The sequence below is a fragment of the Methylobacterium sp. E-065 genome, assembly GCF_022829605.1.
Classification (GTDB): Bacteria; Pseudomonadota; Alphaproteobacteria; order Rhizobiales; family Beijerinckiaceae; genus Methylobacterium.
In genome coordinates this window covers 145971-165896 of sequence record NZ_JAKSYD010000253.1, presented here as the reverse complement: position 1 = coordinate 165896, position 19926 = coordinate 145971, and the positions used below count along the sequence as shown (strand labels likewise).

Genomic DNA, 19926 nt, shown 5'->3' with positions numbered 1-19926 from the left:
CCAGAGGCATCCGATCGTCGTCTGGGTTGCCCTGGTGGCCACGCTGGTGATGACCATTCCGGGTCGAGCCCTCGCTGAGGCCCCGATCGTCATCGGCAAGCCTGCCAACTCCGAAGCCCTCGTTGCGGCTTTGCGCGACCGAATCCTCGGCTCCGACAGCGCGACGCTCGCCCTCGAGAGCTGGTGCGCCGAGCATCGGCTCGCCGCCGATCCACATCTCGTGGCTTTACGCCTGCCGGGTCCGGACAAGTCGCTGTCCGCTGCGCAGCGCGCCCGGTTGGCGATCGGCCCGGATGAGCCGGTGCGCTATCGGCGGGTGCGCCTCGTCTGCGGCGAGCACGTGATGTCCGAGGCGGACAATTGGTACGTGCCGGCGCGGCTGACGCCTGAGATGAACGCCGTGCTGGACGGGACCCGCACGCCGTTCGGTCGGGTCGTACGTCCGCTCGCCCCGGTCCGTCGGACCGTCGAAGTTCGGGCTCGCCCACCGGGCACAGAACCGGAGGATCCGTTGTTCGAAGTCGATGCGGTGCTTTCGACCGGAGCCGGACAGCCCTTCTGTGAAGTCGTCGAGACCTATCTCGGATCCGCCCTACCGACCGCGATGCGCTAAGGCTTCGGTAGCCATTCGGGCGCATCAGCCGGCGATGGTTCAGGTCGCTCTGCCCCGGCGCGTGGATTGCGCGACCGAGCCGCGTCCACGGCGGACCGTCGGCTGTGCCGTTGGGCGGACGCTTCTCGAGCGGGTTAGGCTGCCAGCCCGGTGATACAAGCCGTGAGCCACGATCAAGCAGGCTCCGAGTCGAGCCGAACGAGAAAAGCGGGAGGAACGGGCATGCGTTCGAGGCTTGGCCTTGCAGCTTTGGTGACGGTCGGGATCGGCTCCCTGTCGGGTCCGGCAAGGGCGGCCGATCCGGCGGGACTTTGGCTGACAGAGACCGGCAGTTCGCGCATCCGCGTCGCACCCTGCGGCAACGGCTATTGCGGAACGATCGTCAGCGCCCCCGGCAAGGCGCTGGACGCCAAGAATCCGGACCCTGCGTTGCGCACCCGCAGCGTCGTCGGGGTACAGATCCTCGACGCCCGCCAGAAGGATGGTTCGGGCTTTTCGGGCTCGCTCTACAACCCGAATGACGGAAAGACCTATTCGGGGTCCCTGCGCCTAACCAGCCCCAACACGCTCGAGGTTTCGGGCTGCGTCATGAGCGTTTTCTGCAAGCGCCAAAGCTGGACGCGGGTCAACTAACCCGCTGTCCGCCCTCTACCGCGTCGCAACAACGCAGGATCGATTGTGCGCTAACGAAGTTGCCTGGGTCGGACAACGATAGGATTTCTTATGACCCGGGCACTTCTCATCACCGTGCTGACGCTGGCCGCCATCGCGCCGGCCGCCGCCCAAGTCGTGGAGACACCGAATGGCGCCCGGGTCGGGGTACCGCCTGGCGCTCCCGGTGTGGTCAGCACGCAGTCCAGCACGACCGGCAACGACCCGTCGATCACGTACTCTCCGACCGGCCAGCCGGCCGACACGATCTCAACTGACTCGGCCGCCGCCGGCAACGCGAACCAGCCGTCGCGGGTCGCGCCGCAGGGCGGCGCTGGCGGAGGCGGCAAGTAAGCCCTCGCCGAGAGCGCAACGCTCCGGATAGGACAGGCCGCACCGGAAACGGTGCGGCCTTGTTCGTTCAAGCCGCCGCGGTGAGGGCTTGCTCGACAGCGTCGAGAGCGGCTTCCGCGCCGGCCCCGTTGGGGCCGCCAGCCTGCGCCATGTCACGCCGTCCGCCGCCGCCCTTGCCGCCGAGCGCCCCAGCGCCGGCCCGGACCAGCCCGACCGCGTCATAGCGCTCCGTCAGGTCGTCGGTCACACCGACAACCAGGCCGGCCTTGCCGTCGGGCCCGACGCCGACCACCGCCACGATGCCGGATCCCAGGCGCTTCTTCTCCTCGTCGACGATCGGCTTGAGGTCGCGCATGTCGAGGCCCTCGACCACCGACCGGCGGAACGCCACGCCACCGATCTCGGTCTGTTGCGCGCCCGACCCTGGGCCGCCCTCGCCGCCCATGGCGAGCTTGCGCCGGGTCTCGGCCAATTCACGTTCCAGGCGCCGCCGCTCGTCCATCAGAGCCGTCAGCCGATCGGGTGCCTCGGACGCCGGCGCCTTGAGGATGCCCGCGAGCGCCGCCAGCGTGCGCGCCTCCGCGGCGCGATGATGCCGGGCCGCATCGGCGGTCAGCGCCTCGATCCGGCGCACGCCCGCCCCGACCGCGCTCTCCGCCACGATGGTGATCGCACCGATATCGCCGGTGCGCCCGGCATGGGTGCCGCCACAGAGTTCGACGGAAAAGCTCTTCGGCCGCCCTTGCCCGGCTTGCGCATCGACCGGATGGCCCATCGAGACGACCCGGACCTCGTCGCCGTATTTCTCGCCGAACAGCGCCCGCGCGCCCGACGCGATGGCGTCGTCCACCGCCATGAGTTTCGTGACAATCGGCGCGTTCTGCAGAAGCACCGCGTTGGCGATATCCTCGACCCGGACCAGTTCGTCGGCCTCGATCGGCTTCGGATGGCTGATGTCGAAGCGCAGGCGTTCGTGGCTCACCAGCGAGCCCTTCTGGGCGACATGGTCGCCCAGCACCTGTCGAAGCGCCTCGTGCAGGAGGTGGGTCGCGGAGTGGTTGGCCCGGATCGCCCGGCGGCGGGCGTGATCGACCTTCAACTCCACCGGCTGGTCGAGGCTCAAGCGCCCCTCCTCCACGGTGACGTGGTGGACGAACAGGTCGCCGAGCATCTTCTGGGTGTCGGTGACCCGCGCCCGCACGCCCTGCGCCAGGATCACACCAGTATCGCCCACCTGACCGCCCGATTCTCCGTAGAACGGCGTCTGGTTTACGAGGACGAGGCCGGTCTGGCCCGCTTCGAGGCCCTGTACCTCGCCGCCGTCGCGCAGCAGCGCGGTGACGATGCCCTCTGCGCTCTCGGTTTCGTAGCCCAGGAACTCCGTCGCGCCGAGGCGGTCGAGCAGCCCGAACCAGACAGTCTCGGTCGCCGCCTCGCCCGAACCCTTCCAGGCCTCGCGCGCCGCCTGCTTCTGGCGCTGCATCGCCGCCGTAAACGCCTCGGTATCGACGCCGATGCCCCGGGCCTTCAACGCGTCCTGGGTCAGGTCGAGGGGGAAGCCGTAGGTGTCGTAGAGGGTGAAGGCGGTCTCGCCGGAGAGCTTGTCGCCATCCTTGAGCTCGCGGCTCTCGGCGTCGAGAATCGACAGGCCCCGCTCCAGGGTCCGGCGGAACCGGGTCTCCTCCAGTTTCAGCGTCTCGGCGATCAGGCTCTCGGCCCGCATCAGATCCGGGTAGGCCTGGCCCATCTCGCGCACCAGGGTCGGCACGAGGCGGAACATGGTCGGCTCCCGGGCGCCCAGGATCTCGGCGTGGCGCATAGCCCGGCGCATGATCCGGCGCAGCACGTAACCCCGGCCCTCGTTGCCCGGCAGCACGCCGTCGGCCACGAGGAACGAGGCGGCCCGCAGATGGTCGGCGATCACCCGATAGGAGGCCATCGTCGCGGGCTCGGGCGCCCGCGAGACCGCGTGGGCCACCGCATCGATCAGCGCCCGGAACAGGTCGGTGTCGTAGTTCGAGTGCACGCCCTGGAGGATCGCCGCCATGCGCTCGAGGCCCATGCCGGTATCGATCGACGGCCGCGGCAGCGGGTTGCGCGAGCCCGGCTCCACCTGCTCGTACTGCATGAACACGAGGTTCCAGAACTCCAGGAACCGGTCGCCATCCTCGTCCGGAGAACCGGGCGGCCCACCCTGCAGCGCAGGGCCCTGATCGATGAAGATCTCCGAACACGGTCCGCAGGGGCCGGTATCGCCCATCTGCCAGAAATTGTCGGAGGTGCCGATGCGGATGATCTTGTCGTCGGACAGGCCCGCGATCTTCTTCCACAGGCCGGCGGCCTCGTCGTCGTCGGCATAGACCGTGACCAGAAGATTGTCCGGCTTGAGGCCGAACTCCTTGGTGATCAGCGTCCAGGCGAGCTCGATCGCGCGGTCCTTGAAGTAGTCGCCGAACGAGAAGTTGCCGAGCATCTCGAAGAACGTATGGTGGCGCGCGGTGTAGCCGACATTGTCGAGGTCGTTGTGCTTGCCGCCGGCGCGCACGCATTTCTGCGCCGTCGTGGCCCGGTCGTAGGCGCGCTTCTCCATCCCGGTGAAGACGTTCTTGAACTGCACCATGCCGGCATTGGTGAACATCAGCGTCGGATCGTTCTTCGGCACGAGGCTCGAAGAGGGCACGACCTCGTGCCCCGCCTTGGCGAAGTAGTCGAGGAAGGTCGACCGGATCTCGTTGACGCCGCTCATCAAGGCTAGCTCTGGCAGGAACACGGGATCGGGCACCGCTCACCTTCGAGCGGCATCCGCATGGCGCCCTCTTAGAGCCGTTCCGGACCGGGTTGCAATCGGTGCCCGGCCTAAGTGCTTGCCGTTCCCTGCTCCCTGGCGATTCGCCGCTTCCGGCGTGGCATCGCTCGACAAAAATTGCGCCTTCCCCGCAACGGCGCCCGGAAATGTGGTCTGAACCTGTGGCTTACAGGTATCGGCCGCGAAAACACCGCGATTAGCCCCAGCTCCGCCACAAGCGCGGCCGTGTTGTTGCCACATCTGTCAAGCGATGATGAACCCGTGGCGCCGTCAACGGCGCGGGGAATCGGATCAACGATGCAGGGCCGCACGGTCGGAACGTCGAAGGCCATCACAGGCAAGTCTGGCGCCGGGCATTTCGGCACGCGCCGTGCCGACGTGATCGCCGCGCAGCCGATGCTCGGCCGCGCCCATGGCAGCGCTCCCGCCCTGGTCCGGTCGCTGATGACCGTGACGCTGATCGCCGGCGGTCTCAGCGCCGCCCTGATCGGGTCGGGTATCGACCTCGGCAAGGTGGGCCTATCACCGGCCGTGTCGGTCGCGGAAGCCGCCACCGAGATCCCGATGCCCCGCCCGCGCATCCACACGGTTGCGCTGGAGGACGAGCTGGAGCGGACGCCGCTGCGGGCCTCTTCGAGCTTCGCCGCCGTGCATGACCTCGACACCGAGATCGGCTCCAACACGGTCGATCGTGTCTCCTACGACTTCCTGCTCTCCGAGAGCGCGGCGGGCGACCCGAACGACATTCTCGAATTCGGCCCGATGAAGATCCGGCGCCACCTCGTGCAGACGATCGTGCGCGCCGCCCAGGCGGTCCAGACCGATCCGGTCCTGCTCATGGCGGTGGCCGACAAGGAATCGAGCTTCGTCACCGCGGTCCAGGCCAAGACCTCCTCGGCGACCGGCCTCTACCAATTCATCGAGCGCACGTGGCTCGGCGTGGTCCGCGACTTCGGCACCAAGTACGGGATGGCGAAGGAGGCCGCGCTGATCACGGCCGACGGCAACGACCGGCCCGTTATCAGCGATCCGGCCGAACGGGCCCGGGTGCTCGAACTCCGCCGCGACCCCTACCTCTCGGCGCTGATGGCCGGCGAGATGCTCAAGCGCGACGCGGCCCGCATCGCGCTCCGCATCGGGCGCGAACTGACCCTCGGTGAAGTCTATCTCGCCCACTTCCTCGGTCCGGACGACGCCGAGGAGTTCCTGGCCAACGTGGTCAACAAGCCCGCCGCCGCAGCGGCCGCGCTCCTCCCCGGTCCGGCCAGGGCCAACCGCTCGATCTTCTTCGCGGCCGGCCGCTTCATCGGCCGGGGCCGGCACCGCAAGCCGTTGAGCCTCTCGGTGGCCCAGGTCCACGAGAAGTTCGAGACGATGATGAGCAGCCGCGGTTCGCGTTACCAAAACGTGCGCGCCGTCTCGGGTGTCATGGCGTACGCGGATGCGGAGACCGCCACCCAGTAACGGGTCGGCGAGCCAGCGCCAGATTCCACATCGGCGCGCAACCACCGGCGGATTGCCGACTTTCTTCCTTGCGCGCCGCGCTTTCGTCCTGCGCGTGAAGACTTCGGGGGGAGTCCTTGAGGAAGCACCAGACGAGCGCACCCCTGCCGCTCACCGATACGCTCACACCGGGTATTCCGCTCGATCAGATCGGCCGGACCCTCGCGTCGTTCTACGACGACCTCGTGTCCGAGGGCGTGCCCGAGCACCTCGCCGCACTGGTTCGCCGCGTCCGTCAGACCGAGACCGAAGAGCCCGCGCGACCGGAGGCGGGCGCCGTCGCGACGGCTGCCGTGCATGCGCGGCTTGCGCTTGTCGTCGAAGACGATCCCCAGATCCGTGCGCTGGCCGAGACGCTGCTCGAGGAGACCGAGCTCGACGTGATCGGCTGCGACAGTGCTGAGGCCGCACTGTTGGTACTGCAGGCGCGCGGCGGAGAGGTGGCCCTGGTCTTCGCCGATATCCGGCTGGCCGGCCAGATGGACGGTTTGCAACTTGCGCGGGCTGTGGCGACCCTCTGGCCCCGGGCGCGGCTGGTGGTGACCTCCGGCCACGACTTGCCCCGTCCCGACCTCCCGCAGGAGGCCGTGTTCATTTCCAAGCCGTGGCGTCCGCTCGACGTGCTGGTCGAGGCGGAGCGCGCGGCTGCCGAGCCTGCGCCTCCTGTTGTCTGACGCTGCGGCCCGCGGTCGTTGGCCGGCCGCGGTGCGGCTCCCGTCGAACGAGCCCGCCCCGCGAACCTGCGGGGCCCGGCCCTTGCATGACACGTTCGCGCGTTGATGGAGTTCGCAACGGCGCGCGCCGGAAGAGAGCCGCTTTGCCGATCCTATCCGTCCAACACCGAACGACTTATCGGTACAGGCGCCCGGTCTCGTTCGGCGAGCACCGGATCATGTTCCGGCCACGCGACAGCTACGATCAGCGGTTGATCGAGGCGACCCTCGATATCGCACCGGAACCGGCAACGCTGCGCTGGCTGTTCGACGTGTTCGGCAACTGCGTGGCGGTGGCCACCTTCGACATACGCGCGGAAACGCTCACCTTCGCCTGCGGCATCACCCTCGAGCACACGCCTGAGCATGCGCCGGTCTTCCCGCTGGCCCCGCACGCGACCCATTTCCCGTTCGGGTACGGGGCCGAGGACATGCCGGACCTTGCCCGCTCCATCGAACGGCAATGGCCCGACCCGAAGCATGAGGTGGATGCCTGGGCACGCAGCTTCCTGCCGGCAAACGGGCGCATTCCCACGCAGGAGTTGTTGGCCGCCATGACCCGCGGCGTCCGGGCAAACTTCACTTATCTCGCCCGTAGCGAAAAGGGCGTGCAGGACCCGCTCACGACCCTGCGCGGCCGGCGTGGCTCGTGCCGGGACTTCGCCGTGCTGATGATGGAAGCGGTGCGCGCGCTCGGGATGGCAGCCCGGTTCGTGTCCGGATACCTCTACAATCCCCGCAATGACCGCGCGCGCCATGTCGGGGGCGGCTCAACCCATGCGTGGCTGCAAGTCTATCTTCCGGGCGCCGGCTGGGTCGAGTTCGACCCGACCAACGGGATCGTCGGAAACCGCGACCTGATTCGCGTAGCAGTGACCCGGGATCCCGCGCAGGCGGTGCCGCTGCACGGCTCCTTCTTCGGCCTGGCCAGTGACGATCTGGGTATGCGTGTCGAGGTCGACGTCGTGGAACTGACCGGGACTGCGGCAACTCCAATCACGACAGACCAGATACTGCATCAAGGGTCCGCCCCCAGCCCGGCGCGTTGATCCCGGATCCGGAACGAACATGCGTGGCGACCCCGCGCGGAGAGCGATACAGCAAGGTGGCCGCGATGAAGATCAAGACGGGTTTCGATATCGCCTTCACGATGACCCAGCCGACCCCGATGATCCTGATGGTAAGCGTCCACCCGTCGCGGATGCCCGACGTTCTGACGCCGCACGTGATCACCTTCGATCCGCCACTCCCTGTGCACGAGTTCAGGGACACCTACGACAACATCTGCCACCGCATCGTCGCGCCGGCGGGCCAGCTGACGGTCTCGGCGGATTTCATGGTCGCCGACAGCGGCGAGCCGGATATTATCGAGAGCGAGGCGCGACAGATCCCGGTGCAGGATTTGCCGGACGCCGTGCTGATGTTCCTGCTCGGCTCGCGCTACTGCGACACCGACAAGCTATCCCAGACGGCATGGTCGCTGTTCGGCTCCACGCCTGAGGGCTGGGCCCGCGTCCAGGCGATTGTCGATTACACCCACGAGCGCCTGCGATTCGACTATCAGCGCGCCGATGCCACCCGTACTGCCCATGACGGCTTCATGCAGCGCGAAGGCGTCTGCCGCGACTTCGCCCATCTGGCCATCGCCCTGTGCCGGTGCATGAACATACCGGCCCGCTACGCCACCGGCTATCTCGGCGACATCGGCGTGCCCATCGACCCCGCGCCGATGGACTTCTCTGCCTGGTTCGAGGCCTATCTCGACGGTCCGGCGGGCCCGCGCTGGTACACGTTCGACGCCCGCCACAACCGCCCCCGCATCGGCCGCATCGTCATGGCCCGTGGGCGGGATGCCACCGACTGCGCGATCTCGACCAACTTCGGCTATGCCCATCTCGCCCGCTTCGATGTGCACACCGACGAGGTCGTCTGAGCGGACCAGCACGGGCGAGCGGGCCTGCGTATTCCGCCGCCCACCGAAATCGTGGCGGTTGTGTGGAACTGTCTGCCTATGCTCACGCTTGTAATGGCAAAGGTTATTGCACAGGTAGGCCACTCATGAAGACCACGGTCACCGCACTCGCCGCGCTGCTGGGCGCGACTGTTCTTGCCGCAACGCCGGCCCTCGCCGCTTCGTCCTACGATCCCTTCGGGACCGAGGGCGCCGACTCGTATTACCAGGATCAGGGTCAGTACGGTTACCAGGGGACTTACGCCCCGGGGTATGGCCAGGGCGTGCAGGCCGCACCGCAGGCTCAGGTCCAGCCGATCCCCCGCGAGGTCGTGGCGTTCGACGCGCCCTACGCCCCAGGCACGATCGTGGTCTCCACCGCCGAGCGCCGGCTCTACTACGTCATGGGCAACGGTCAGGCGCTGCGCTACGGCGTTGGTGTCGGTCGTCCGGGCTTCAGCTGGAGCGGCACCAACACGATTACGGCCAAGCGCGAGTGGCCCTCGTGGACGCCCCCGGCGGCCATGATCGCCCGCCGCCCCGACCTGCCGCGCTACATGGCCGGCGGCATCGAGAACCCGCTCGGCGCCCGCGCTATGTATATCGGCCGCACCGAGTTTCGCATTCACGGCTCGAACGAGCCGGATACGATCGGTCAGGCCGTGTCTTCGGGCTGCATCCGCATGACCAACGACGACGTCACGGACCTGTACGAGCGGGTCAAGGTTGGCGCCAAGGTCGTCGTGCTGAACTGAACGGTCTGGCCCGGCTCCGGCCCGCCCTCTTCTCGATAATTTGGCCGCGTTGCTTGAATCAGGCGACGCGGCCAAATCGTTCTACGGAACGACGCGGCCCACGGCCGTCTGTGCCGGGCTGAACGACGCGATCGGGAGATCGCAGAAGCAACGCACGCCGAGGGGCCGCGGACCCGGAAGCGGGCAGGAGAACGGCTTCGGCCCGGTGATGCCCTGTTGGACGGCATCGCAGTTGAAGCCCACAGGGGCCCGTTCCCGCCGGCGCGGCACCGGGCGGTACTCGCCTTCGTAGCCGGACGGCGGCGCGCCGTAGGCCGGCTCGTCGACGTATTGCGCACGGGCCGCGGTCCCGGGCAGCGCGGCAGCGAGGGCCAGCGCAGCGATCGTCAGACGGAGTGTGTCACGCGGGCGCGTGCGGCCGGAGACAGCGGGGCGCATCCTTGAATCCTTCGCTCGATGCGGACCGACCCGTCCGCCGGGCGGATCTCGACGGCAATACCGGCGAAAACGAGACGGCCCGCCGCCGGAAACCGGCGGCGGGCCGCAGCAGCATCACACTCAGGCGATGTTAGTGGTTGGCGCGCTCGGCGGCATCCTGCACGTTCTGAGCCGTCTGCTTGGCAGCATCCTGCCCCTGCTCCATGGCCTTGCGGGCCTCGTCGGCGCCCTGCTGCATTGCCGACTTGGCGCGCTCGGCACCCTGCTGCATCGCGCTCTGCGCCAGGCCGCTGAACTCCTTGGCCTGAGCCTGGATAGCGGCGAACTGGCTGCGCACGAACTCGGCCTGATGCTGCATCGCCTCCTGCATGTCGCGGGAGCGGACGAGCTTCTGAGCGAGGTCAAAGGCCGCGTTGACGTTCTGCTCGGCATATTCGAAGCCGCGCGTAGAGACATCACGGGCGTTGGTGCGCGCGACTTCAGCGGAACCCTGCACCGTATCGGCCGTGCGACGGGCCGCACCAATGAAGCTGTCGAAGGCCTTGCGCGCCTGCTCGACGCTCTTCTCGGCCATGTCGCGCATCTCGGCGGGAACTTCATAGTTCGGGGGATTGGCCATGTGTCGTCTCCTCTCGTGTCAGCCTGTGGATGGCTTGTTGTGCGCTGCACAATAACCGATTCGCCGCCATATGCCAGCCACGCCATCGGCGTTAAGGTTGATACAACGTAAACGTATGACGGTCGTTGCGAAGATTAAGCGCCGCGGCGACACAGCGTTTACAAAAGTGCGTCGGTCGTCGTCGTTTCTCACCGGGAGGAGCGTCGGATCGCGTAGGGGTTCGAGGTCGCGGGCTTTGGAGACGACACTGACACCGGCCAATCCGGAGCGTGGGCTCGGTCTCACCACCGCTTTTGCGGCCTGGCGGCGGCTGCCAAGTCTGTCGGCGGCCCTGGCCATGCCGAACCCGATCCATCTCGTTGTCGATGCGGGCGACGGGCAGATGCTGCACGCCTCTCCAGCCGCGCACGCCCTGTCCGACGCGCTTTCCGGCCCCGGTCGCGCGGAATTATTTCGGCAGATCCTGTCGACGGCGCCGAACGATGATGCGCCCCGGCTCGCGCGGCTGCGCCTCGATCCCCGCCGCATCGCGCCCCCGGTGCTCTGCTGGCTGGCCCGTGGGCACCGCGACGATGGCACGGATGCGATCCTGGTAATTCCCACGGCTCCCGTCGGACCGCGGGCGCGTCAGCGCCAACCCGAGAGCGCGCCGGCGCCGAAGCCGGCCTCTGTCGTCGTCCGGGACGATCGGTTTCTGTGGCGGCTCGACGCTTCGGGCACGGTGATCCAATTCACGGGCCCGGATCTTCTGGCCGGACTCGTCGGGCAACGGTGGCAGGATCTCGCGGCGGCCGGACGCATGTCGGGCGCCGACGGGGTTTTGGCGGCTCTGCGGGAGCGGCGAACCTTCCGCGGAGAGCCGGCGGTGCTGGATGCCGGCGCCGGTCCGTGCCGAGTCGAACTCTCGGGTGCACCGCTCGGCCGGGGTGAAGCCAGCGGCTCGGGCTTTGCCGGCTTCGGGTTGCTCCGGTCCGGACCCACGGCGGCGCCGGTCGACCTGCCGGAGGCATCGCCGGTCGATTTGCCGGGGGCGCAGCCGGTCGCGGACGCGCCGCTCCCACCGACAGCAACCCCGTCCGTACTGCCCGAACCAGCAGCGGTGACGAGCGAACCCGAACCGCCGCCCGCTGGTGAGCTGGAACCCGTAGCGACCGCGCTTTCGAACGACGAGCATGCCGCGTTCCGCGAGATCGCCCGGGCCCTCGGGGCACGCTATGCCGGCGATGAGGCGACGTCGGAGGAAGCCGCGCCGAGGCCGGAAGGCGGCGCCGTCATGCCCTTTCCCGGGCCGCAAGCGGGCGCCGTGGAATCGCGGGACGGTGCAGGCCGCGCCGCTGCGTTCCCCGAGCTACTGGCCGGGCTTCCGGTTCCGGTGCTGGTGCATCGGGACGGCGTGATCCTCGGGGCGAGTCGCAAGCTTCTGGAGCTGACCGGCGACGCCGACAGCGCGGCCCTGTCGGGGCGCGGGCTCAGCGCGGTACTTCCAGGGGCACAACGCAAGGCGGACGCGGATCCGGCGGCGCGACGGACCACCGTCACAGGCGCCGACGGGTACGTCAGGCCGGTCGAGATGCTGAGCGGCGCTTGCCTTTGGGCCGGGGCGGCTGCGGCATGCCTGGTCCTGCGTCCGATCGACGAGGCCGATGCCGCCATGGCCCTGGCTGCCGAGCGCCTCGACCGCACCGCTCAAGCCGAGCGGGCGACCGCCGCCGAGGCCGCGCTGGACGCGCTCGATACGGGCGTGGTGACCCTCGATCAGGCAGGGCGGATCGTGTCGGTGAATCGTGCCGCCGCCCGCCTGTTCGACTGCGCGCCACGAGAGATCGTGGGTGGCAGTTTCGTCGCTCAGTTCGATCGGGACTGCGTGCTGACCGTCGCCGATGTCCTACGTGGCGTGGTCAAGGGACCGCGTCGCGTGACCCTCTCCGGCACGCCCGTGAGTCTCGACGTCAAGGCTGCGGAGGGGGATAGCCACCGGTTCGCCATCGTCGAGCCGGCGAGCCGTCTCCGCGGACAGACGCCGACGGGCGCATCGGATCGGGACGCCTCGAACGGCACCGGTCTCGCGCTGGTGCGCGCTGATCGCGCGTTCCGCGAACCGCTGACCGGCATGATCGCGCTCGCCGACGCGATGCTGAAGGAGCCCTTCGGCTCCCTGGGCGACGCGCGCTACCGGGCCTGCCTCGCCGAGATCAAGGCGTCCGGCGATGCGATGCTCGAACGCGTCGGCAAGCTGCTCGACCTCGCGGCCGTGGAGGCTGGCGCCCTGCACCTCGAGCCGCGCACCCTCGATCTCAACGATGTCGTGGCGGGATGCGTGGCGCAGCTCCAGGCCGAGGCGGCCCGCGGCCGCATCGTCGTGCGCACGAGCTTTGCGTCGGATCTTGCGGAGCTGGAGGCCGACGAGCCGTCCGTAAGTCGAGCCGCGGCCCTGGTGATCGAGAACGCAATCCGCCGGTCGGCAGTCGGCGGCCAGATCATCGTGTCGACCGGTGCGGCCGAGCGGGCCGGCGTCGCGCTCCGGGTTCGCGATACGGGGGCCGCCGCGCGGTCCGCCGCCGACCGGGGCCGGGATGTCGAGGAGGGTCTGGCCCTGCCCCGCGCCCTGGTGGAGGCGAATGGCGGCCGCCTTCAGCTGTCGACTCCGGCGGAGGATGGCACGCTGGTGGAAATCATCATGCCGGCGCGTCAGGCGGCGGCGGGCTAGAGCCCTAGCCCGCGTGCGACCGTGCAAGGCGTCGCGGGTTTGGCGTGGGCCGATCCGCGATCTCGAACTGCTTCGCGCACGGCCCGACATACCGACAGCGGTGCTTCGCGCACCACCTTACATTGTGCCCAACTTATTTAGTGGATTCGAGGCTTTGCCCCGTGGATCGACGATGATATCGCCAGCGTAGAGTATACGGTACGTTACTTTGGAAGTCCTGGCTGCGCGGCATAGACCGCGATACGATCGGGCGCCAAGCAGGGATGGAAAGCCATGGACGGCAAGGTCATCGAGGTACAGGCAGCGTGGCGGGAGGGTGCTCTCGTCGACGATGCCAAGTATCAAGACATGTACAAGGCGTCGATCTCTGATCCGGACGCCTTTTGGGGCGAGCACGGCAAGCGCATCGACTGGATGACGCCGTTCTCCAAGGTCAAGAATACCAGTTTCGAGCCGGGCAAGGTCTCGATCAAGTGGTTCGAGGACGGCACCACCAACGTCGCCTATAACTGCATCGACCGGCACCTCGAGTCCCGCGGCGACCAGACGGCGATCATCTGGGAGGGCGACAACCCGGACGAGTCCAAGCATATCACCTACCGCGAACTACACGCACAGGTCTGCCGGATGGCCAACGTGCTGCGCAATCGCGGCGTCGGCAAGGGCGATCGGGTTACCCTCTATCTGCCGATGATCCCGGAAGCCGCCTACGCGATGCTCGCCTGCGCACGGCTCGGCGCGATCCACGCCATCGTGTTCGGCGGCTTCTCACCGGACTCGCTCGCCTCGCGCATCCAGGGCTGCGAGTCGAAGGTGGTGATCACCGCCGACGAGGGCCTGCGTGGCGGCCGCAAGGTGCCGCTGAAGGCCAATGTCGATGAGGCGATCAAGCGGATCGGTACCGATCTGGTCGACCATGTCATCGTGGTGCGCCGCACCGGCAGCCCCATCGCCATGGAGGCCGGCCGCGACGTCTATTACGACGAGGCGGCCGAGCAGGTGACCGACGAATGCCCCGCCGCCCCGGTCGAGGCCGAGCACCCGCTGTTCATCCTCTACACCTCGGGCTCGACCGGCCAGCCGAAGGGCGTGGTTCACACGACAGGCGGCTATCTCGTCTACGCGTCGATGACGCATGAGTACGTCTTCGATTACCGCCCGGGCGACGTATACTGGTGCACTGCCGATGTCGGCTGGGTCACCGGCCACAGCTACATCGTGTACGGGCCGCTCGCGAACGGCGCGACGACCCTGATGTTCGAGGGCATCCCGACCTACCCGTCGAATTCCCGCTTCTGGGAGGTGATCGACAAGCACAAGGTCAACATCTTCTACACCGCACCGACCGCGATCCGCTCGCTGATGGGCGGCGGCGAGGGCCCGGTGAAGAAGACTTCGCGGGCCTCGCTGCGGGTGCTGGGCTCGGTCGGCGAGCCGATCAACCCGGAAGCGTGGGAGTGGTACTACAACGTGGTCGGCGACAAGCGCTGCTCGATCGTCGACACGTGGTGGCAGACGGAGACCGGCGGCATCCTGATCACCCCGCTCCCGGGTGCCACGGCCCTCAAGCCCGGCTCGGCGACGCGGCCGTTCTTCGGTGTGAAGCCCGAGATGGTCGATGCCGAGGGCAAGGTCCTGGAAGGCCCCTGCGAGGGCAATCTGTGCATCGCGGATTCCTGGCCCGGCCAGATGCGCACGGTCTACGGCGACCACGAGCGGTTCGAGCAGACCTACTTCTCGACCTACACCGGCAAGTACTTCACCGGCGATGGCGCGCGGCGTGACACCGACGGCTATTACTGGATCACCGGCCGGGTCGATGACGTCATCAACGTCTCGGGTCACCGGATGGGTACGGCCGAAGTCGAGTCATCCCTGGTTGCCCATCCGAAAGTCGCCGAGGCGGCGGTCGTCGGCTACCCGCACAACGTCAAGGGCCAGGGCATCTACGCCTACGTGACCCTTAACGACGGCGAGGAGGGTGACGATACGTTGCGCAAGGAGCTCGTGACCTGGGTCCGCAAGGATATCGGGCCGATCGCCTCGCCGGATCTCATTCAGTTCGCGCCGGGCCTGCCGAAGACCCGCTCGGGCAAGATCATGCGCCGCATCCTGCGCAAGATCGCCGAGGACGATTTCGGCTCGCTGGGCGACACCTCGACGCTCGCCGAACCGACCGTCGTCGAAGACCTGATCGAGAATCGGCAGAACCGCCCCTGATCGGGTCAGCCCCTCGCTGAGCACACGATGAGGCGGATGCCGGTCCGGCGCCCGCCCCCAACAAGAACCACGAATCAACGCGATGAACCCGAGGGCCGGAGAGCCCTCGCGGGAGGAAACATTATGAGCAGCGGAACGACACTCGGCGCTCGGGGACGACCAGCGCCCCCGGGATCCGGCACCCTCGGGGCAGATGCCGATCCGCAGGTCGCGCGGATCGTCCGCACCCCGGAATTCCAGCAGCTCGTCCATGAGCGCACCCGGTTCGGCTGGATCCTCACCATCCTGATGCTGGTGGTGTATTTCGGCTTTATCGGCCTGATCGCCTTCGACAAGGCGCTGCTCGCCGTGAAGGTCGGCGGCGGCACCGCCTCGCTCGGCCTGTTCATGGGCGTGTTCGTGATCCTGTTCGCCTTCGCGCTGACCGGCGTCTACGTGGCCCGGGCCAACACCCGGTTCGACGCGCTGAGCGACGCCCTCAAGCGGAGCGTTGGCCGATGAACCGCATCCTCCTCGGCCTGACGCTCGCCACCATCGCGGCGACTGCGGCCTACGCCGCCGGGCCCGATCTCGGCGCCGTGCAGCAATCGGCCACAAACTGGCCGGCCATCGGCATGTTCCTGTTCTTCGTGCTGGCGACCCTCGGCATCACCTACAAGGCCGCCAAGGGCACCAAGTCGGCCGCCGACTTCTACGCGGCGGGCGGCGGCATCTCGGCCGGCACGAACTCGCTGGCGATCGCGGGCGACTACATGTCGGCGGCTTCGTTCCTCGGCATCTCGGGCCTGGTCTACACCTCGGGCTTCGACGGGCTGATCTACTCGACGGGCTTCCTGGTCGGCTGGCCGATCGTGCTGTTCCTGATCGCGGAGCGCCTGCGCAACCTCGGCAAGTTCACCTTCGCCGATGTGGCGAGCTTCCGGCTCGACCAGACCTCGATCCGCATCATCTCGGCGGTGGGCACCCTCGTGGTGGTGGCGTTCTACCTGATCGCCCAGATGGTCGGCGCAGGGAAGCTGATCCAGCTCCTGTTCGGCCTGCCCTACCTCTACGCGGTGATCATCGTCGGCGTGCTGATGATCGTCTACGTCGCCTTCGGCGGCATGAAGGCGACCACCTGGGTGCAGGTGATCAAGGCCTGCCTGCTGCTCGGCGGCGCGACCTTCATGGCCGGCGCGGTGCTGTACAGGTACGGCTTCAACCCGGAGACGCTGTTCGCCAACGCCGTGCAGGTCCATCCGAAGGGCGACGCCATCATGGCACCGGGCGGCCTCGTGTCGAACCCGATCGAGGCGATCTCGCTCGGCGTCGGCCTGATGTTCGGTACCGCCGGGCTGCCGCACATCCTGATGCGGTTCTTCACGGTGTCGGACGCGCAGGCCGCCCGCAAGTCGGTGTTCTACGCCACCGGCCTGATCGGCTACTTCTACATCCTGACCTTCATCATCGGCTTCGGCGGCATCGCCCTGCTGATGTCGGATCCGAGCTACTACAAGCTCGGCGCGGCCGGCACCTTCGACAAGCTGAAGGACATGATCGGCGGGACCAACATGGTCGCCGTCAACCTCGCCAACGCGATCGGCGGCCCGTACTTCCTGGGCTTCATCTCGGCGGTGGCCTTCGCGACGATCCTCGCGGTCGTCGCCGGCCTGACGCTGGCGGGCGCCTCGGCGATCAGCCACGATCTCTACGCTCAGGTGATCGCCCGCGGGCGCACCACCGATAAGCGCGAGGTCAACCTGTCGAAGCTCTCGGCGGTGGTGATCGGGATCGTGGCGATTTTCCTCGGCTACGTGTTCGAGAACCAGAACGTCGCCTTCATGGTCGGCCTCGCCTTCGCGGTGGCGGCGAGCTGCAACTTCCCGGTGCTGTCCATGTCGATCCTGTGGCGGGGCACGACCACCTGGGGTGCCCTCGCCGGCGGGCTCGTCGGTCTGCTCGCGGCGGTGATCATGGTGGTGCTGTCGAAGGCCGTGTGGGTGACGACGCTGGGCAACCCCGCGCCGATCTTCCCCTACGACAACCCGGCTCTGTTCTCGATGCCGCTGGCCTTCGCGACGATCTGGGTCGTGTCCCTCATGGACAGATCCCGCCGGGGCCAGCGCGAGCGGGCGGCGTTCGAGGCGCAATACGTGCGCTCCGAGACGGGAATCGGGGCGTCCGGCGCGCACGCGCACTGACCCCACGCGCCATAGGATGAGCATCGGAGGGCGCGGCTATGGCCGCGCCCTTCCTCGTTTCAGGACAAGCGGCGCGACGATCCGCGGACGGCCGTGTTGATGGCGGCGATCACAATCGCTTTACCAATTGACCGCAGCTACACTTCCTATAACGCATAGGTGATCTGCAGCTCGCGCAAGGCGAGGACGCGCAGCGCATCCCGTGCCCCCGGTGAAACGCTGGAGGCAGATGGTGTTGGGGAGGTTAGGCCATGGCTGTAGCAACCGCAGTCCCGCGGGCGGGTGGGGCGGCACGGCCGATGAGTTCGGCCGAGAAGCGCGTGATCTTCGCATCCTCACTCGGCACCGTGTTCGAGTGGTACGACTTCTATCTCTACGGCTCGCTCGCCGCGATCATCGGCGCCCAGTTCTTCTCGGCCTATCCGCCGGCGACCCGGGACATCTTCGCCCTGCTGGCCTTCGCGGCGGGCTTCATCGTCCGGCCGTTCGGCGCGCTGGTGTTCGGCCGCATCGGCGACCTCGTCGGGCGCAAGTACACCTTCCTGATCACGATCCTGATCATGGGCCTGTCGACCTTCATCGTCGGCGTGCTGCCCAATGCCGCCACGATCGGCATCGCGGCGCCGATCATCCTGATCGTGCTCCGGCTGGCGCAGGGACTGGCGCTCGGCGGCGAGTATGGCGGCGCGGCGACCTACGTGGCCGAGCACGCGCCGAACGGCCGGCGCGGCTTCTACACGAGCTGGATCCAGACCACGGCGACGCTCGGCCTGTTCCTGTCGCTTCTGGTGATCCTGGCGACCCGCAGCTTCACGGGCGAGGCGGCCTTTGCCGAATGGGGCTGGCGCATCCCGTTCCTGGTCTCGGTGCTGCTGCTCGGCATCTCGGTGTGGATCCGGCTCCAGCTGTCCGAATCGCCGGCCTTCCAGAAAATGAAGGACGAGGGCAAGACCTCGAAGGCACCGCTGACGGAGGCCTTCGGCCAGTGGCGGAACGCGAAGTTCGCCGTCATCGCCCTGTTCGGGCTCGTCGCCGGCCAGGGCGTGGTCTGGTACACGGGCCAGTTCTACGCCCTGTTCTTCCTGCAATCGATCCTCAAGGTCGATGGCTATACGGCGAACCTCCTGATCGCGTGGTCGCTGCTGCTCGGCACCGGCTTCTTCGTGGTGTTCGGCTGGCTGTCCGACAAGATCGGCCGCAAGGTGATCATCCTGGCGGGCTGCGCGATCGCGGCGGCGAGCTTCTTCCCTGTCTTCAAGGGCATTACCTCGGCAGCCAATCCGAAGCTCGAGGCGGCCATCGAATCCGTGAAGGTGACGGTGACGGCCGATCCGGCGGCCTGCGGGACGCTGTTCAATCCGGTCGGGACCCGGGTGTTCAGCGCGCCCTGCGACCTCGCCCGCGACTTCCTGTCGAAGGCCTCGGTGCGCTACACGACCGCCGCCGGTGCGGCCGGCCAGCCCGCCACGATCCGGGTCAACGACACCGAGATCCCCTACCCGCAGGGCGGCAATGTCGAGGCCAACAAGGCCACGACCGCCGCGCTCCAGGCGGCCGGCTACCCGAAGGCCGGTGACCCGGAGATCGTGAAGATGGCGAGCCCGTTCGACATCTTCCGGCCGCAGGTCGCGCAGGTGATCGGCCTGCTGTTCATCCTCGTGCTGTTCGTCACGATGGTCTACGGCCCGATCGCCGCCATGCTGGTGGAGCTGTTCCCGACCCGGATCCGCTACACCTCGATGTCCCTGCCCTACCATATCGGCAACGGCTGGTTCGGGGGCCTGCTGCCGGCCACCGCCTTCGCCATGGTGGCCCAGACCGGGGATATCTACTTCGGCCTCTGGTATCCGATCGTCATCGCCGTCGCGACGGTGATTATCGGAGTCCTGTTCGTTCCGGAGACCAAGGATCGCGATATCTTCGCGGACGACTGATTACCCGGATCGGGCCTCGCCCGGACACCACCTGCGCCGGCGACGCCCAGGCCGCACACGCGGCCTGGGCGCTTTTGTTTTGAAACGGTGCCCGGCCAAATCGGATCATCACTCGGCGCGCCGAGCGGCCTCGCGAAAACCGCCGTGCCTGCGCGGCGAGCTTCGAAGACCGAATAATTTGCTGACAGGGGTCGAATTGATTTGATCTTTTGATTTTAGTGCCGGCTATCTAAAATATACACGCCGATAATATTTTTGGAGTCTGCCATGAATGCGATATAACGGCGCAAAGATCGTGCGTTCGAACTTCAACACGCAACACGGTACTGCGATGCGTTGACTACGTCTCGGCATTTAAATCCATAATTTTAGGTAACCATGTATGGTCTCCAACCGTAATGGCACGCCCGATCAAAACGATTTCAGAGTTCAGATGGTTAACCTCACCTCGACATCGCACCGCCGTAAACCGGGGACCAAAC

General features: G+C 67.5%; 16 protein-coding genes. 13 read left to right on the top strand and 3 right to left on the bottom strand.

From position 1 onward, the window contains the following. Nucleotides 1-49: 49 nt before the first annotated feature. From MKK84_RS29370 to MKK84_RS29360, 3 genes are all read left to right on the top strand, one after another. Nucleotides 50-613, top strand: a complete 564-nt coding sequence (locus MKK84_RS29370; RefSeq protein ID WP_243925689.1) for a hypothetical protein — start codon at nt 50-52, stop codon at nt 611-613. Nucleotides 614-835: 222 nt separating this feature from the next. After that, nucleotides 836-1246 carry a DUF2147 domain-containing protein gene (locus MKK84_RS29365; RefSeq protein WP_243925645.1) on the top strand — a complete coding sequence of 137 codons (411 nt, stop codon included), beginning with the start codon at nt 836-838 and terminating at the stop codon, nt 1244-1246. A gap of 90 nt (nt 1247-1336) precedes the next feature. Beyond that, nucleotides 1337-1618 (top strand): hypothetical protein, encoded by a 282-nt coding sequence (locus tag MKK84_RS29360; RefSeq protein ID WP_243925644.1) that lies wholly within the window; start codon nt 1337-1339, stop codon nt 1616-1618. A 67-nt stretch (nt 1619-1685) separates the two neighbouring features. Here the strand turns inward: MKK84_RS29360 and alaS are convergent, their stop codons facing one another. Continuing rightward, nucleotides 1686-4364 carry an alanine--tRNA ligase gene (gene alaS, locus MKK84_RS29355; protein WP_243925643.1) on the bottom strand — a complete coding sequence of 893 codons (2679 nt, stop codon included), beginning with the start codon at nt 4362-4364 and terminating at the stop codon, nt 1686-1688. 357 nt (nt 4365-4721) lie between these two features. On the opposite strand from alaS, the gene MKK84_RS29350 reads away from it, so the two are divergent. The 5 genes from MKK84_RS29350 (at nt 4722) to MKK84_RS29330 (ending at nt 9346) form a co-directional block, all read left to right on the top strand. Continuing rightward, nucleotides 4722-5888: a transglycosylase SLT domain-containing protein gene (locus tag MKK84_RS29350; RefSeq protein ID WP_243925642.1), complete on the top strand. Its 1167-nt coding sequence runs from the start codon at nt 4722-4724 to the stop codon at nt 5886-5888. 116 nt (nt 5889-6004) lie between these two features. Next, complete coding sequence (locus tag MKK84_RS29345) at nt 6005-6601, top strand: NepR family anti-sigma factor (RefSeq protein ID WP_243925641.1); 597 nt, start codon at nt 6005-6007, stop codon at nt 6599-6601. A gap of 143 nt (nt 6602-6744) precedes the next feature. Beyond that, nucleotides 6745-7689: a transglutaminase family protein gene (locus MKK84_RS29340; protein ID WP_243925640.1), complete on the top strand. Its 945-nt coding sequence runs from the start codon at nt 6745-6747 to the stop codon at nt 7687-7689. A gap of 65 nt (nt 7690-7754) precedes the next feature. Next, nucleotides 7755-8573, top strand: coding sequence for a transglutaminase-like domain-containing protein (locus tag MKK84_RS29335; protein ID WP_243925639.1), 819 nt, complete (start codon nt 7755-7757; stop codon nt 8571-8573). Nucleotides 8574-8698: 125 nt separating this feature from the next. Beyond that, on the top strand, nt 8699-9346 hold the full coding sequence (locus tag MKK84_RS29330; protein WP_243925638.1) for a L,D-transpeptidase: 648 nt from the start codon (nt 8699-8701) through the stop codon (nt 9344-9346). 81 nt (nt 9347-9427) lie between these two features. Here MKK84_RS29330 and MKK84_RS29325 read toward each other — a convergent pair whose 3' ends face one another. Both MKK84_RS29325 and MKK84_RS29320 read right to left on the bottom strand, forming a co-directional pair. Further along, nucleotides 9428-9784 carry a hypothetical protein gene (locus tag MKK84_RS29325; protein WP_243925637.1) on the bottom strand — a complete coding sequence of 119 codons (357 nt, stop codon included), beginning with the start codon at nt 9782-9784 and terminating at the stop codon, nt 9428-9430. A gap of 130 nt (nt 9785-9914) precedes the next feature. Further along, nucleotides 9915-10403: a phasin gene (locus MKK84_RS29320; RefSeq protein ID WP_243925636.1), complete on the bottom strand. Its 489-nt coding sequence runs from the start codon at nt 10401-10403 to the stop codon at nt 9915-9917. Between the two features lie 235 nt (nt 10404-10638). Here MKK84_RS29320 and MKK84_RS29315 point away from each other — a divergent pair, with 235 nt between their 5' ends. The 5 genes from MKK84_RS29315 to MKK84_RS29295 all read left to right on the top strand — a co-directional run bounded on the left by MKK84_RS29315 (nt 10639) and on the right by MKK84_RS29295 (nt 19444). Further along, on the top strand, nt 10639-13110 hold the full coding sequence (locus MKK84_RS29315; protein ID WP_243925635.1) for a PAS domain-containing protein: 2472 nt from the start codon (nt 10639-10641) through the stop codon (nt 13108-13110). A gap of 273 nt (nt 13111-13383) precedes the next feature. Beyond that, nucleotides 13384-15330, top strand: coding sequence for an acetate--CoA ligase (gene acs / locus MKK84_RS29310; RefSeq protein ID WP_243925634.1), 1947 nt, complete (start codon nt 13384-13386; stop codon nt 15328-15330). A 123-nt stretch (nt 15331-15453) separates the two neighbouring features. Further along, nucleotides 15454-15831, top strand: a complete 378-nt coding sequence (locus MKK84_RS29305) for a DUF485 domain-containing protein (protein WP_243925633.1) — start codon at nt 15454-15456, stop codon at nt 15829-15831. After that, nucleotides 15828-17510: a cation acetate symporter gene (locus MKK84_RS29300; RefSeq protein WP_243925632.1), complete on the top strand. Its 1683-nt coding sequence runs from the start codon at nt 15828-15830 to the stop codon at nt 17508-17510. The genes MKK84_RS29305 and MKK84_RS29300 overlap by 4 nt, the downstream gene beginning before the upstream one ends. Before the next feature lie 251 nt (nt 17511-17761). Further along, nucleotides 17762-19444 (top strand): MFS transporter, encoded by a 1683-nt coding sequence (locus MKK84_RS29295; protein WP_409566559.1) that lies wholly within the window; start codon nt 17762-17764, stop codon nt 19442-19444. Nucleotides 19445-19926 lie beyond the last annotated feature (482 nt).